The 13,978-nt window shown below is 68.3% G+C and carries 18 protein-coding genes; 6 read left to right on the forward strand and 12 right to left on the reverse strand.

Features of this window, described 5'->3' with window-relative positions:
- The first annotated feature begins 90 nt into the window (after positions 1–90).
- On the forward strand, positions 91–948 hold the full coding sequence (locus ACIHCM_RS35730) for a helix-turn-helix domain-containing protein (RefSeq protein ID WP_393108849.1): 858 nt from the start codon (positions 91–93) through the stop codon (positions 946–948).
- A 190-nt stretch (positions 949–1,138) separates the two neighbouring features.
- Positions 1,139–1,330, forward strand: coding sequence for a DUF397 domain-containing protein (locus ACIHCM_RS35735; protein ID WP_399905653.1), 192 nt, complete (start codon positions 1,139–1,141; stop codon positions 1,328–1,330).
- Positions 1,331–1,442: 112 nt separating this feature from the next.
- Here the strand turns inward: ACIHCM_RS35735 and ACIHCM_RS35740 are convergent, their stop codons facing one another.
- The 3 genes from ACIHCM_RS35740 to ACIHCM_RS35750 are packed head-to-tail and all read right to left on the reverse strand — an operon-like array spanning position 1,443 to position 3,890.
- Entirely contained in the window at positions 1,443–2,339 is an 897-nt protein-coding gene (locus ACIHCM_RS35740) for a MerR family transcriptional regulator (RefSeq protein WP_399905656.1), read from the reverse strand.
- 52 nt (positions 2,340–2,391) lie between these two features.
- A complete protein-coding gene (locus ACIHCM_RS35745) occupies positions 2,392–2,901 on the reverse strand; it encodes a glutathione peroxidase (protein ID WP_399905660.1) in 510 nt (169 codons plus the stop codon).
- The gene (locus ACIHCM_RS35750) at positions 2,898–3,890 is read right to left on the reverse strand and encodes an ArsR/SmtB family transcription factor (RefSeq protein ID WP_399905663.1); all 993 of its coding nucleotides are present in this window, start codon (positions 3,888–3,890) and stop codon (positions 2,898–2,900) included. The genes ACIHCM_RS35745 and ACIHCM_RS35750 overlap by 4 nt, the downstream gene beginning before the upstream one ends.
- A 75-nt stretch (positions 3,891–3,965) precedes the next feature.
- Between ACIHCM_RS35750 and ACIHCM_RS35755 the strand changes: the two genes are divergently transcribed.
- Complete coding sequence (locus tag ACIHCM_RS35755) at positions 3,966–5,180, forward strand: MFS transporter (RefSeq protein WP_399905666.1); 1,215 nt, start codon at positions 3,966–3,968, stop codon at positions 5,178–5,180.
- Here ACIHCM_RS35755 and ACIHCM_RS35760 read toward each other — a convergent pair.
- On the reverse strand, positions 5,149–5,730 hold the full coding sequence (locus ACIHCM_RS35760; protein WP_399905669.1) for a fasciclin domain-containing protein: 582 nt from the start codon (positions 5,728–5,730) through the stop codon (positions 5,149–5,151). The genes ACIHCM_RS35755 and ACIHCM_RS35760 overlap by 32 nt on opposite strands.
- 521 nt (positions 5,731–6,251) lie before the next feature.
- On the opposite strand from ACIHCM_RS35760, the gene ACIHCM_RS35765 reads away from it, so the two are divergent.
- Both ACIHCM_RS35765 and ACIHCM_RS35770 read left to right on the forward strand, forming a co-directional pair.
- The gene (locus ACIHCM_RS35765; protein ID WP_399905672.1) at positions 6,252–6,803 is read left to right on the forward strand and encodes a hypothetical protein; all 552 of its coding nucleotides are present in this window, start codon (positions 6,252–6,254) and stop codon (positions 6,801–6,803) included.
- A 278-nt stretch (positions 6,804–7,081) separates the two neighbouring features.
- Positions 7,082–7,222, forward strand: coding sequence for a twin-arginine translocation signal domain-containing protein (locus tag ACIHCM_RS35770; protein WP_399905675.1), 141 nt, complete (start codon positions 7,082–7,084; stop codon positions 7,220–7,222).
- Positions 7,223–7,391: 169 nt separating this feature from the next.
- Here the strand turns inward: ACIHCM_RS35770 and ACIHCM_RS35775 are convergent, their stop codons facing one another.
- The 8 genes from ACIHCM_RS35775 to ACIHCM_RS35810 form a co-directional block, all read right to left on the reverse strand.
- Positions 7,392–8,054: a hypothetical protein gene (locus tag ACIHCM_RS35775; protein WP_399905678.1), complete on the reverse strand. Its 663-nt coding sequence runs from the start codon at positions 8,052–8,054 to the stop codon at positions 7,392–7,394.
- Positions 8,051–8,524, reverse strand: coding sequence for a hypothetical protein (locus tag ACIHCM_RS35780; RefSeq protein ID WP_399905681.1), 474 nt, complete (start codon positions 8,522–8,524; stop codon positions 8,051–8,053). The genes ACIHCM_RS35775 and ACIHCM_RS35780 overlap by 4 nt, the downstream gene beginning before the upstream one ends.
- A gap of 196 nt (positions 8,525–8,720) precedes the next feature.
- On the reverse strand, positions 8,721–9,035 hold the full coding sequence (locus ACIHCM_RS35785) for a hypothetical protein (protein ID WP_399905683.1): 315 nt from the start codon (positions 9,033–9,035) through the stop codon (positions 8,721–8,723).
- A 254-nt stretch (positions 9,036–9,289) separates the two neighbouring features.
- The gene (locus tag ACIHCM_RS35790; RefSeq protein ID WP_399905686.1) at positions 9,290–9,820 is read right to left on the reverse strand and encodes a hypothetical protein; all 531 of its coding nucleotides are present in this window, start codon (positions 9,818–9,820) and stop codon (positions 9,290–9,292) included.
- Positions 9,817–10,572: a putative T7SS-secreted protein gene (locus tag ACIHCM_RS35795; RefSeq protein WP_399905688.1), complete on the reverse strand. Its 756-nt coding sequence runs from the start codon at positions 10,570–10,572 to the stop codon at positions 9,817–9,819. The genes ACIHCM_RS35790 and ACIHCM_RS35795 overlap by 4 nt, the downstream gene beginning before the upstream one ends.
- A 47-nt stretch (positions 10,573–10,619) precedes the next feature.
- Positions 10,620–10,916, reverse strand: coding sequence for a hypothetical protein (locus ACIHCM_RS35800; RefSeq protein ID WP_399905691.1), 297 nt, complete (start codon positions 10,914–10,916; stop codon positions 10,620–10,622).
- Positions 10,917–10,938: 22 nt separating this feature from the next.
- Positions 10,939–11,952 carry a hypothetical protein gene (locus ACIHCM_RS35805; RefSeq protein WP_399905699.1) on the reverse strand — a complete coding sequence of 338 codons (1,014 nt, stop codon included), beginning with the start codon at positions 11,950–11,952 and terminating at the stop codon, positions 10,939–10,941.
- A gap of 14 nt (positions 11,953–11,966) precedes the next feature.
- Positions 11,967–12,629, reverse strand: a complete 663-nt coding sequence (locus ACIHCM_RS35810; protein ID WP_399905693.1) for a hypothetical protein — start codon at positions 12,627–12,629, stop codon at positions 11,967–11,969.
- Between the two features lie 885 nt (positions 12,630–13,514).
- Here ACIHCM_RS35810 and ACIHCM_RS35815 point away from each other — a divergent pair.
- Positions 13,515–13,978, forward strand: a 464-nt coding sequence (locus tag ACIHCM_RS35815) for an IS5 family transposase (RefSeq protein ID WP_399905696.1), incomplete at its 3' end; no start/stop codon positions are given.

A 13,978-nucleotide genomic window follows, 5' to 3' on the forward strand; every position in this document is an offset into this window, starting at 1 on the left:
AGCGGTAAGCAGGCCCTTGGTGGCAGTCTGCTCAGCAGCAGATACGCATAGTTGCAAGTTTCGAGGCACGCAGCCGGAGGTGCACGTCCCGTGGCGTCCAATGTCAATCCCACCGTCAGGCGACGCCGGCTCGGCCAGGAGCTGCGCAGGCTCCGCGAACTCAAGGGCATGACGGCGGAGGAGGTCGCGGAGCGGCTGCTGGTGTCCCAGTCGAAGATCAGCCGCCTGGAGAACGGCCGGCGCAGCATCAGCCAGCGCGACGTGCGCGACCTGTGCGGCGTCTACGAGGTGGAGGACCACCGGATCGTCGACTCGCTGATGCAGATGGCCAAGGACTCACGCCAGCAGGGCTGGTGGCACTCCTTCGGCGACATCCCGTACAGCGTCTACATCGGCCTGGAGACGGACGCGGCGAGCCTGCGGGTGTACGACCCCCAGGTCGTGCCCGGCCTGCTCCAGACCCGCCAGTACGCCGAGGCGCTGATCCAGGGCGCCCTGCCGGAGGCGACGCCGACCGACATCGACAAACGCGTGCAGGTGCGGCTGCGCCGGCAGGAACGTATTGCCGCCGCGGAGAACCCGCTGCGGCTGTGGGCGGTGCTCGACGAGGCCGCCGTACGCCGCGAGGTGGGGAACAAACAGGTGATGATCGACCAGCTGGAGCATCTGCTGGAGATGTCCCAGCTGCCGCACGTCACCGTGCAGTTGATCCCGTTCCAGATGGGCGCGCACCCCGGCGTGAGCGGGCAGTACGCGATCCTGGAGTTCCCGGACGCCGCGGACTCCAGCGTGGTCTACATCGAGGGCGTCACGAGCGACCTCTACCTGGAGAAGCCGCAGGACGTGCAGAAGTACAGCGTGATGTACGAGCACTTGCGGGCACAGGCCCTCAATGTGGACCAATCACGCGAATTCCTCTCGGACGTGGCCAAGAGCTACGCCCGCTGAGCCCCCGGCCCGCGCGGCGCGGAAAGATACACCGTCGCTGGGCTTGTGCGGAAGACCCGGCTGGAATATGCCAGCCGGTCGAGTGAATAGTCGCTCCGTGCGCCGATGTTGGCGAGTAGCGTCGATCACGCCATCGAGCAAGAACGTTGGCGCAATCACAGCAACTCAGCAACTGCTTACCGGAGCGAAAATGGCAATCAAGCAGGGTGCGACGGACATGTGGGTCAAGTCCTCCTACTCCCAGGGCAACGGCGCGTGCGTCGAGATCAAGTCCCCTGTCCTGTCCGCAATCTCCGTCCGGGACTCCAAGGTGACCGAGGGCCCCGTCCTCGCGTTCCCCGCGACCGCGTGGAGCGTCTTCGTGGCCTCGGTCAAGGCGTAAGGAGAGGACCTCCCTGACGTCGCGACACCTACACAGCAGGACCCCAAGAGCCCTCTCGACCAGTTCGCCGTCCTAGCCGAGAGGGCTCGGTGCTGCCCCGGGCCGCTCCCCGTCACCGCACGCCCGACGCCTCCACGACGGGGAACGCCACGTCACACACCGGGTCCTCGGCCCCGGCCGCCGCCCAGTCCGCGAAGTACACCTCCCGGCAGGGCCCGTCGTACGACAGGCCCTGTGCCGTCACCCACTCCTCCACGGCCTCGAAAGCGGCCAGGATCTGCGGATGCGTCACCTGCGCCTTGGTGATCCGGGTGTACGCCAGCCGCCGCGCCGGCTCCACCCGCACCCGCGCCTGACCGGCCCGTCCGGCCGCCTCGGCCCACGCCCGCGCCGCTGCCTCGTCGGCGACCGGCACACACGCCTCCACCGGCCCGTCGCTCTCCATCGACACCTCGGAGTGATAGACGACGAAGGGCGCCGCGACCACGCCGCCGCACTCCCCGGCCGCCTCCTCCAACCGCCCCAGCGACGCCCCGATCCAGGCCGGCAGCTCATGCGCCAGCGTGTGCCGGGACTCGGTGATCACCACCTGCCGCGGCACGTCGACCGTCTCGACCACGAATTTTCCGTACATCTCGGAGCTCCTCCCCGACAACCGTCCACGGAGGTACGCGGCGAGCGTCCGCTGCCCCGCCACCCGCGCCTCGACGTCCGCCCAGTACGCGGCGAGCCGGTCGGCGGCCTCGGCCCCGTCCGCGTCGACCACCTCGGCGATCCGCGCGAGCGGCATGTCCAGTTGCCGCAGCAGCGCCACCAGCCGGGCCCGTTCCACCTGGTCCGCGCGGTAGTGGCGGTAGCCGCTGGCCTCGTCGACGTACGCCGGGGCCAGCAGCCCCAGGCGGTCGTACAGCCGCAGGGCCTTGGCCGACAGCCGGGCTCGCGCCGCGAACGCGCCGATGGTGAGCAGTTCCTCGTCCTGGGAGTCGGTCACCACGTCATCCTCCGTCACCGGGCGCCTGCCGCCCGGTGACAGGAGACTGCTGTCTGCCCCAGGGTCAGGGTCAACCGGCCAGCTGGGCCTCGACGGCCGCGACCACCTCGGGCGCCTCCGGCTCGGTCTGCGGCGAGAACCGGGCCACGACCGTGCCGTCCCGCCCGACCAGGAACTTCTCGAAGTTCCAGCGGATGTCGCCGCTGTGGCCCTCGCCGTCCGCGAAGCCGGTCAGCCGCTCGTACAGCGGGTGCCGGCCCGCCCCGTTCACCTCGACCTTCTCGGTCATCGGGAAGGTCACACCGTACGTCGCCGAGCAGAACTCGGCGATCTCCGCGGAGCTGCCGGGCTCCTGCCCCATGAACTGGTTGCACGGCACGCCGAGCACGGTGAACCCACGGTCGGCGTACCGCTCGTGCAGCCGCTCCAGCCCTGCGTACTGCGGCGTCAGCCCGCACTTGGAGGCCACGTTCACGATGAGCACAACCTGCCCGGCGTACTGCTCGAGGTCGGCGGCCCCGCCCTGGAGCGCGTCGATGCCGACGTCGAGAACTGATACCTGCGCGTCATTGGTCGTCATGGTGCGGATGCTACGTGCTGCCCCGCGGACCTGATGAGTACCTCCCCCGCCGCCGTCCTGGAGTACAGCACCGAGCGCCCCGCCCGGCGCCGCTCCACCAGTCCCGCGTCCAGCAGCACCCGCAGATGCCGTCCGGCCGACCCGAGCGCCTGCCCCGTCACGGCGACGACATGGGTCGTACTCATCGGTGTCTCCAGCAGCACCAGCACCTCCGCCCGCGCCCGCCCCAGCAGCGCGCCGAGGGCGGCGGGCACGGACGGCCGGCCGGGCGCGCCGGCGAGCACGCCCACGCACGGATAGACGACGGCGTACCGCTCCCGCCGCGGCTCCTCCCACGACACCCACCCGGTGTGCGGCGTGACCGGCACGAGGAGCAGCTCCGCACCCGAGAGCTCCCGCGGCGGATACTCGTGCTGGTTCACCTGCAACCGGCTCTCCCCGAGCCACCGCGTCCGCCCCGGCCGCAGCGCGTCGAGGACCGCGGCCCACCCACCCCGGGTGACCTGCGCGGTCCGCGCGACCACATCGGCCTCCAGCAACCGCCGGCGGCGCCCCCAGTACGGCCGTACGCCCTCCTCCCAGACGTGCTCGACAAGCCGCGCGGCCCGCTCGGCGAGATCGTCCCGCTCCAGCCCCGCCGGGAGCGGGCCACCGAGGGACATCCGCAGATGCGCGCGTACCGCCCCGGGCGGGGCCGACCGCACCCGCGCGACCGCCTCCGCGAAGCTCTCCCCGTCCCACGGCGTCGGCGTCAGGAAGTCGGCGATCCAGTCCCGGCCGAGCCCGGCACGCACGAGCAGCGCGGTGACGGGGTCGGCCGCGAGCCGCGCCCGGTACGCCGGCAGGTGTGCGCGCAGCCACGCCTGCTCACCGGGGTGCGCACCGGCACCGGCGTGCAGCAGCTTCAGGCTCGCGAAGGTCTCGGCGTAGGGCGAGAGGACGAAACGGCTGCGGGCGAGCGTGTCGGCACTGACCTGCCACCACCCCATGCCCTCCCCGCCCCTTCCTTTCGCGTGTGCGCGAAACAATAACCACCGGCCGGCGGACGCTCGCAGACTCCGCCCATGCGCAGCTACCGCCACCTCTTCCGCACACCGGAGTTCACCCCGCTCTTCCTCGCCTCCTCCGCCCACATCGCCGCCCAGGCCCTCGGCGGCCTCGCCCTCGGCACGCTGGTGTACGAGGCGACGCGCTCGCCCCTGCTGGCGGCGGTGAGCATGTTCGGCCCGTCACTGGCGCAGGTGCTGGGCGCGACGCTGTTCCTGTCCTGGGCGGACGGCCTGCCCCCGAGGCGGGCCCTCACGGCTGTCCCGCTGGCCTTCGCGACGGGCACGGCACTCCTCGCGCTCCCCGGGCTGCCGATCTGGTCGGCCCTCCTCGTCGTCCTGGCGCAGGGCCTGATCGCGTCGCTGGGCGGGGGAGTGCGGTGGGGCCTGCTGACCGAGATCCTCACCAAGGACGGCTACCTCCTGGGACGTTCGGTGTTCAACATGATGAGCGGTGTCACGCAGATCGCCGGCTACGCGACCGGCGGCGCCCTCCTGGCACTCCTCGGCTCGGCCCGCGCGACGCTGCTCCTGGCGGCGCTGCTGTTCCTGTCGTCGGCGGCCATGACCCACCTGGGCCTCACGCCCCGCCCCCCACGCACGGCGAACCGCCCCTCGATCACGGCGACGCGGCGCACCAACGCCCTCCTGTGGTCCTCCGCCCCCCGCCGCCGCCTCTACCTCGCCCTGTGGATCCCCAACGGCCTCATCGTGGGCTGCGAGTCCCTGTACGTGTCGTACACCCCGCGGTCCGCGGGGCTCCTGTTCGCGTGCGCCGCGCTGGGCATGCTGGCGGGCGACGTCCTGGTCGGCCGGCTCCTGGCCCCCGCGCGCAGGCGGCACCTCGGCATCCCCCTCCTGCTGCTCCTGGCCGCGCCGTACGCCTTCTTCCTCCTCGGCCCGGGACCCGCCCTGTCGGGCGTCCTGGTGACGGTGGCATCGGTGGGCTACGGCGCGAGCCTGGTCCAGCAGGAACAGCTGATCGCCCTGACCCCCGCCGAACTGAGCGGCCACGCCCTGGGGTTGCACTCCGCCGGAATGCTCACGATGCAGGGGGTGAGCGCGGCGGCGGCGGGGGTGGTCGCTCAGGTGACGTCGCCGGGGGTGGGGATGTCGGTGATGGCGGGAGGGTCGGCGTCGGTCACGGTGTGGTTGGGGTGGGGGATGCGAAGGGAGCGGGCGGACCGGGACGGCCGCAGGCTCAGGACGGCGGCTGGAGAACCGAGTCGATGACGTAGATGGTGGCGTTCGCGGCCTTGATGTTGCCGCAGACGATGCCCGCCTCGCCGTTGACCTTGAAGTCGGTGCCCGAGCCCGACGTGGTCAGCTTGCCGCCCTCCGCCGTCGTGAACGAGCCGTCGGAGAGTTCGTTCGGAGTGATCTGCTGGTCCACGACGTGGTACGTCAGCACCTTCTTCAGCTCCCCTGGATTGCCGAGGAGCGAGGCGAGCTGCGACGCGGTCACCTTCTGGAAGGCCTCGTCGTTGGGCGCGAAGATCGTGATGTCGGGCTTCGCGTCGAGCGTGCCGTTCAGTCCCGCTCGGACCGTCGCCGAGACCAGCTGGCTGAGCTCGGGGTATGCGGCGGCGGCCTCCACGACCTTGTCCCTGGCGGTGTCGGCCTTCTGGGAGAGCGCCGCACAGTCGGGTCCGAACGTCCCCGTCGGGCTCGGCGAAGCATCTTCTGCGTAACCCTGCGACGCCGCCGGTCCTACGACCGCGAGCGGGATGGCGACCAGAGCGGCCGCGGCGGCCTTTGCTGTGCGCGTGCGGATGAACCTCATCGCAACCTTCCTCCCATGGAGGCGCTGAACAACGCAGAGGTGAGGTGGGGACCGCGGAAGACGTCGGTTCCGCGGGGCGGGATGGGGCGCCAGCTGCGCCACGGCCCTGGGGGCATCGTCACCCGGCCACTCAGCGAGCGTATCCAGCGGGTGGCGGTGACCGCATCTCGAGGCCGGGCCGCGGCGCCGGATGCGGGATGCGGCCACCGGCGGGGCGAGGGAGGATGGTGACTGGAAGTTGTCGCCGCAAGCCCGCCTTCGGCACGGTCGGCACGCTCGGCACCGACACGGCGCCGCGAACGCCTACCATGCGCTGCGCACCCGCGCCGGTGTCGGCGGCCCTGCCGTGCGGATACGACCGTCAGGTCGCGGAGGGCGGGCAGGGCGGGGGCGGTCGTGCTGACGGACTGTGTGACTGATACGCCGGGGGCGTTCACCTCCGTTCACAGCTGACTGCTTGAGCCCTGGACTGCCACATATCCGTTTCCACCCGACGCTTGACGGATGCGACACTCCGTCGCGTGTCTCGACCTGGATTCTCTGAGCTGGACTACTTGCGGGAGATCGAGCGGCTTGCCAGGGCGGTGACCGCCGCGGCGTCCGCCGAGGGCAACCTGTCCTATGCACCGGACCCGGACGATGCCACGCCGTTGCACCGAGCAGTGAACGCACTCGCCCGCGAGATCCGGCACTACCACTTTCCCGGCGACGGCTGTCTGCCCGAGGAGGACCGACCCGCGGTGCGGATGGCGGGCGTGGTGGTGCTCCGGCCGGGTTCTGTGCCTTCTGGCTTCGAGGAGACCTACGAGGAGGCGTGCGCCCGCCTCGGAGTCGAACCCCGCGCCGAGGGCTGGGCACTGTGGAACACCTGGGGCAAGGGCGGGGCGAGGGTGACGATGACGGTGTCGTCCGTCGATACGACGCTGGGGCTGCTCGCGAACTGGGCCCGAGGCAGAGACGTGTACCCGGTGAGCCCGGTGCCGTCCCAGATAGCGCAGGTCCATCAGGGATGGGCGGGCCCCATGACGTTCTCACCCTGGGGCGCGGAACGCTTGGGCCTCGCGGGTCGGTGACCGTCGGGGCCAGGTCACCATGCACACGTGGTCCACGGAAATCACCGGCGCCGGCCCAGAGCTCGTCCGCGGCGACGATCTGGCCGCAGGTATCCCCGCCGCGACACAGCGCTGCACGGCACGCCCCAACTCGCTCACCGTCGTGAGCGAGACCGCTCCCTCGCCGACGACTGCATCGTCGGCCCCTGCACGCGGCACGCCTTGATCGTCAACGTCCGTTCCGGTGACCGAGGTCCTGCTGTGATGGCCGCCCAGTGTCATCTCACCGCGCAGGGTTGATGTTTCAAGCCTCCTCCCGCAAGAAGAACCCCCTTTCCCGCCGCGGCGTGATCGGCGCCGCCGGAGCCGTGGCCGCCGCGGCCGCGGTGACGCCAAGCCTTTCGCCGGACGTGACCAATGAGTCTCTCGACGACGTGTGAAACCGGTTGGCGATCAGCAAATCGACGGGGCCCAAGGTAGCGGCGGGGCAACACGCTGCCTGCTGGGCAGGCAACGAAATCTGAGACCGGCCCTCAGGCCGCTCCGGCAGGTACCGACGTGATCCTGCACGGTGACCCCGATCCCATCGCCGCCGCCCACGCCTCAGATCTACGAACCCACGTTCGGCGGAGCATCCTCATCCTCCGGCGCGAGTTCCCAAACCGCCACGCTCATCGTGTCCGTCAGCTCTTCGATGTCCGGGGCAGCCCGGATGACCTGCGCGGTGTCATCGGTGGCGGTCCACAGCACCACGTCAGCTCCGACCTCCTCAACGCGCCAGGCATAGCGGAGCGCCGCGAGCACTTCAGGGGTGTCGTCCTGCCGCAGATAGCGGAAAGCCCGCAACCCTTCGCCGAGCAGTTCCGTCTGAAAGGACTCGACGACTGGCGGCTCGACGGCGTCCGAGTCGTCCGCTCCGACGAGGAAGCGCAGCGTCTCCTCCCGGTCTCCTTCTGCGGGCTTGACCATGGCGCAGACCTGGAGCGGCATACTGGTCGGTTCCCACATGCGCAGCAGCACTCGCGTGTCGAAGGGCTCTGGCGCGAAGGCTTCCGCGAACTGCCGCAGCCTGCCTGCGAGGAAGGAGATCCCTGTCGTTCCCGGATCCTGCCCGTACGACCGCCAGAACAGCTCGGCACATGAATGCGCCCAGGCGCCGATGTCCTGCCACTCCTCGGTGTCCCAGCGCGGTGGAAGCTCCAGCCACCGGCTCGGGTTGTAATCGATGTCGAGGCTGAACTCGTGCTCCAGCTCGATCTGAGGCTCGGTCATGCCCAGCTCCATCGGAAGGTCGTCATCAGCGCGTCGAACCACTCGACCATGGCGTCAGCCAGTTCGTCCCGGGGAGATCCAGCGCCGATCGTGGAGAAGGCGGCCACGAGCCACCGGCTGGGATCAGCGGGTACGGCCAGGAGGTACTCCACCCTGCGGCTGGCGAGCTCGACACCACGCTTCGAGTCCGCCGGTGCGACGCGCTCCCGGCGAACCGCGATAGCTCCGTCGACCTCACCAGTGCTGAGGTCCACCTCCGAGCTGCTTGTAGCGCTGTCGCCTGCGAGCAGCTGCACGGCGACCTCTGCCGGGTCGGACGTCTTGCTGGAGCTGCCGCCGGACCCGGAGCGCGCTGGAAGGCGTGCTTGCGAAACGCTGAACGATGCGGCGAGATTCACCTCGCCCCCCGATTTGACTGGCAGGTAGATCTCCAGTGCGTCGGCCCGACGGGCCTCGGCAACGGCTGCCATCAGCCTGCGCTCCAGCTCCAGTCGGAGTGGCGTCAACTTGTCACGAGGCACGTCGGCCGGCACGCGTGCAAAGGCGGATGTGACAAGCGAACGTACGGCGGCCTCTGCGTCTCCCTTTCCCAGCGGCACCTGGACCCAGTCCTCAGGCAGGAGGAGGTGATAGCCGGTTGGCGGAGATGTCGGCCCGGTCATGGGATCAACCACGCCCCCCGGCCCGCCTGTTCGAGTACCAGATACCTACATGCACCGCGACGCTTATCGCGACAGCAGGCCAGAGTTGCCTGTACCCACCGCCGGCAACCCCGAAGACGGCCATGAGGAAGTAGAGACCGCTGAAGACCCTGAGGTCGAATTCCAGGATGCCGCTGCGCGCCCTGGTCTCCGGGTTCCAGAACCGGATCAGCACCAGCAGGGGACTGAGCGCAGCGACATCCAAGGCCCATGTCGGCATCGGCAGTTCCGGGACCCCTGGCTTGCTGTTCTGCAACGCGACCATGAACCAGAGAAGCATGACGAGCGCGATGGCGAGCAGTACATAGCGAACGTGTGTCGCTCGCCTGCGAAGCCTCTCGTCTCCCGGGTCGAGCGCATCTGTTCCGGAGCCGACGCCCTCGGCACGCGGATTGCCTCCCCCTTCAACGGGAGGGAGTACAGGACTCAGAGAGTCCTGACCTGCAGCAGCATGAACACGGTCCTGAGCTTGACGTGCTTGCCGGGTGCGGGCGCTCGCGGTGAGACCGGTTCTCCGCTTCCCCGGTTTGGGCGTCACCATTGGGATCCGATCCCTGCTCCCGGCGCCGTCATGTCTCCCTTTGCATTCGTGTAAGTGCTGGACCAAGCCTCTCCGGCCCTGCCGCCGAGGTCAAGTGCCGTACTCGTCCCCCAGTAGGACTGCGCGATGCCCTTCTGGCGTGCTGCCTCCGCGGCGATGTCGCTCAGCCGCTGACTGTCCGGGTACCGGCCGCTCATGCGCCCGATGTCCTTCACCTGTTCCGCCATGCGCTTGTCTCCGAGGGCCTTGTATTTCTCCGCCTGCGTCACCTCCGGCATGGCCTCGTCTCGGGTTCTTGCACCCGCCGCTCGCCCCTGCTGGTTGTCAGCAGTCCGGCGCAGCCTGCCAAGCCGTCCGCTCCCGCCGCGTCCGCTTGCGGCACGGTCCATCCTCGCCAGCCGCTTCGCTTTTTGCTCGGCGAGGTCCTTGGCGATACCGCGCCCTTCCTTTTGGAGCCCCTTGACCGCCTTGGCGGCCTTGATGCCGTTTCTGGCCATCTTGAACGCCGCGATGTCGGTAATCACGACCAGGACCCGTTGCCCGTCGCGGCCATGAGGAGGTGGATGCCGAAGACAAGGCCGGTGAGGATTCCGGCCACCACTCCAAGGGCGGGGAAGAAGATCGCGGCGAATGTCAACAGCGTGGTGGCATTACTCAACCACTTAGCCGCTGTGTCCAACCAGTCGGCGTCGCCCACCCAGGCCTTCACATCATTCCACCAGCTGTCCTCCATGTCGTCGTCGATCGACGACCGGATCTTGCCGGCGTAGTGGTCCGCGCGCTCACCGTAGAAGGTGACAGCGGAGTTCAGCTTGCGGCGGGCAGCCTCAAGGTCTTCATGGGCACGCTTGACGGCGGGATCGTCGGCTGGCTGATCGTCCTTGCCGGAGTTGTTCTTCGAGCCCTTGCCTGCTGGGGCGGGCGTGGGGTTGTCAATGATGCGCTGAGCATCCTTCGCATCGGCGAGGGCTCGGTCCGCTCTTTTCTGGGCGTCCTCCATGTCGTCCGCCCAGCCATTCAGGTGGCCCTTCACCTTGCGGTAACGGTCCTCAGCGAGGTCCAGTCTGCGACCGAGGCCACGCGCTTTATCGCCCAATTTTTCTTTGTACTTACCCTTCAGGCCGTCGCACCCGGCGATCGCCCGCATGGCCTTGGCCTGCGTGCGCAGCTTCTCGGCGACCTTTCTCATATGCTCGGCCTCGCGCCGAATTCCTTCCGGGTCACCCGGAACGGGATCGCCCTCCGCGAGCGGCGCCCAGTCAGCCGGTCGAGCCATGGAAGTTCCTCCTGTGGGGAGCCACCGGGCGGTCTGCACCCAAGGCGCTATTTCTTCCCTTTGTTGGCCGTCGCCAGTTTCTCGTCGAGTCCCTTGAAGGCGTCGCTGGTCGTCTTGACCATCTTCCCGACCGCCTCGATTTCCTCGACCAGTCGCTTGCGGTTCTTGTCCCAGTTGTCCACGAAGTCACCCATGGCGTGTTGGACGCGACTGTCGCCGAGCAGCGCCTTGATGTCCTGCTTCCACTCCTCCAGCCCCTGGAACTCGCGGCGGAGTTGTGCGAGTTGCTTGGCACTCCAGGACAGCATGTCGTGGTCGACCTGGAGATCCGATCCCTTCGACACTCTCGCTACCTACGCTTCCCCGTCAGCGGTTGACCGCTTGGATCTCCTGGACCACGACGTCCTGATCAGTGCCGAACGTGCCGTTCGGGAGGTCGCCGCCCTGCCCAGTCGTGCTCGTCCAGCTGATCTTCCAGGTGATGGTTGCCTGCAACTTGTACGAGCCGTCGCCCGAGGAGCGCAGATACTTCACCCCGCACGGCGGGGTCTCGTCGGCCTTGCCCAGGGCATAGGGCTCGCCGATCTGCCCGTCGCTGATCTCGCACTCGCCGGAGGCGGGGTACGTGACCGCGTCGTCCGTGCCCGGCTCGATCATCAGCGAGACCGGCTCGGCGGTGGTCGTCGCGCTGAGGCCGAGTACCGGCACAGACGCGGTGACGGAGACCGGTTTGAACTCCGCGGTGTCCAGCCACGCCCATGTCGGCAGATTCACCTTCGTGGTGCCCTCCGGGGCGAGGTCGACCTTCGTCGGGGGGACGCGGATCTCGGCGTAGGCGAGCTGGGCGAGCATCTCGGGGGAGATGGCCTGAGGTGCGTCAGCCGGTGGCGCGTCACCTTCATCGACCCAGAAGGGCATCTCGTCGCAGTCCTGGGCGCCCGGGTCCGCCTCACGCCCCTCGGTGACGTACGCGTCCCACCAGTAGCCCTTGCCCTCCTTGTCCTTGTTGAAGTCCTTGTGGGGCTTGCCGTTGAGGAAGTAGCTCTGGGTCTTCAGGGCCCACTCGTGACTTGGCGCGCTACTCGCCCATACCTGTTTCATCTGCGCCTCAAGTTCCTTGGGCGTGTGTTTCGGCGCGTAATAGCAGGCGGGAGGCGTCCAGGAAGTGGTCGACACGACGGCGCCGGCAGATTCACCGCTGCCGTTCTTCGAATGGTCGAAGACGACCACACCTGCAGCAGACGCCGAGAGGGTGTCGCCGTCGGCCTTGGCCGATGTACCGGGGTCGACTTCAGTTACGGAAGGACCGGGCCCTGGTGTTGCCCATGCGGAATTCGGAATTGCTGCCGGAACCAGAGCCAGAAGGACAATGGGGCCGATCCGGGTTGGTGTGATCAGCCTCCGCACTGCTCATGCCCCCTCTTGGTGTACAGACCAGTGGTCACCCACACGCCGTCGTCGTTCTTCTCCAAGCGAGTGTTGTAAAGGACGTAGGGACTGTCGCTGGCTGGCGTCTTGTTCACCTTGCCGCTCTTTCGGTCCTTGTTGTACGCCTTGCTGTCGTCCGCGCAGTAGACAACGACAGCCGTCTTCTTGTCGCGAAGCGTCACCTGCGGATCGAAGTAGCGGATGGTTCCCGTCCAGGAGATGTTGGCATCCAGCCATGCCTGAACCCACTTGACTTCACTGATGAGCGCATCGTCCTGGTAGTAGAAGGCGAGCGCCTTCGACCTCGTGTCGCCTCGGGCGATCGCGTCGTCAACAGAGCCGAGTGCTCGCTCCGCGTCGGCCAGAGCGGCATCCTTGTCGACATCCCCCGTCTCCCAACCTTCGAAGACGCTCTTCATGTCCTCGGGCAACGTGATGGCCGGTCGGGCGGCGGTGTTCGATGCGCCGGCACTCGGCGAAACCGAGGTCGATGAGCCGTCCTCCGTCTTCGCTCCAGCGATCTTGTCGTTGCTCCTGGAGCTGTCATCGCCACTCCCGCAGGCGGACAGCGAGATGGCCGCGACAGCGGTCAGCGCGGCGGCTGCGAGCAGTATGGGGCGGCGGTTCACGGATGGCTCCCGGTGGGGCGAGGGTTCTCACGAGTGTGCTAACGCTATCGGCGGGATTTGGGTGACACCAGCGAGGGTTCCGTCAAGGGAGGGCAACCAGCCAGGAGATTTCCTGCGGGTTTGATCGGTAGTGCCGGGTACAGCACGTGATCAGTAGGCGCGTACCTGTGATCGTGGTGCACCCCAGGAGGGGGCTGGCTGAGCATCGCATCGAGTCGAGAGCCCCGCGAAAAGCCCAGCGGCTGAAGTTCCACACCTTTGGAATTGTCGCACCGCGACGTGTTTCCCCGGTTCCGCGATCTGCACGCAGTCGTTCACACCGGCCCGCATCTCGTATGCCGTAGCGCATTGCTGACCAGCTCGATGGCGACGATCGCCGTGTCGTCCGCGCGTGATCCGAGGGCGCGTCTCTCCAGGGCATCGCGCGCCTGCTCGCGAGTGAGAACAGGGGTTCCTCCGCGTCGGAAGATGGACGCGCTCGTCTGCGAACTCGTGCTTTGTGACATGGCCGGTCTGTGAGCGGAACACCCTGTGCCTCTTTCCTGGTAGCTGCCGACGGGCTTCACCAATGTCCGGACACATCAATTGCACCGGTACGACGGGGACACACCGTCTGACTGCCTGTTCTCTATCCGCTCGCGCGGTCGGGCAGGTTCGAACGGGGTCCTGGTTCGGGTGAGTTGTCCGGGTCGGGTGCATGAAGGAAGGGCCTCTTGGTAGCTCGCGGATGTCGAGTCCAGCGAGAAGCAAGAGGCCCTGTTGTCGAAGTGTCGCGTGGTCGTGGTCGCCGAGTCCAGTTCGTCCACTCGTGGGTGTGACTGCCTCGCCCACAGGTTCGGGAACGCGGTCGACCGGCCGCAGCGCCGGCCCCGATACGGCTCGGACATGAGCGATGCCGAGTGGGCCGTGGTGAGGGACCTTCTGCCGGTGCCGGGCTGGCTTTCGGGCCGCGGCGGGCGTCCGGAGGGCTACTGCCACCGGCAGATGATCGACGCAGTGCGCTACCTCGTCGACAACGGCATCAAGTGGCGGGCAATGCCCGCGGACTTCCCGCCCTGGCCGCGCGTCTACGCCTTCTTCGCCCGCTGGCGGGACACGGGACTGGTCACCGAGCTGCACGACCGGCTTCGGGAAGCCGTCCGCGCCGGCGAAGGCCGCAGCGCCGAGCCGAGCGCGGGGGTCGTGGACTCGCAGTCGGTGAAGGCAGACGCCACCGTCACCTTCGACTCACGGGGCTTCGACGCGGGCAAGAAAATCAACGGTCGCAAGCGGCACCTGCTCACCGACACGCTCGGACTTCTCCTGGCCGTGCTGGTCACACCGGCGTCCGTGACCGATCGGGACGGCGC

Source organism: Streptomyces sp. NPDC052023 (assembly GCF_044548465.1).
In the GTDB taxonomy this organism is placed as follows: Bacteria; Actinomycetota; Actinomycetes; order Streptomycetales; family Streptomycetaceae; genus Streptomyces.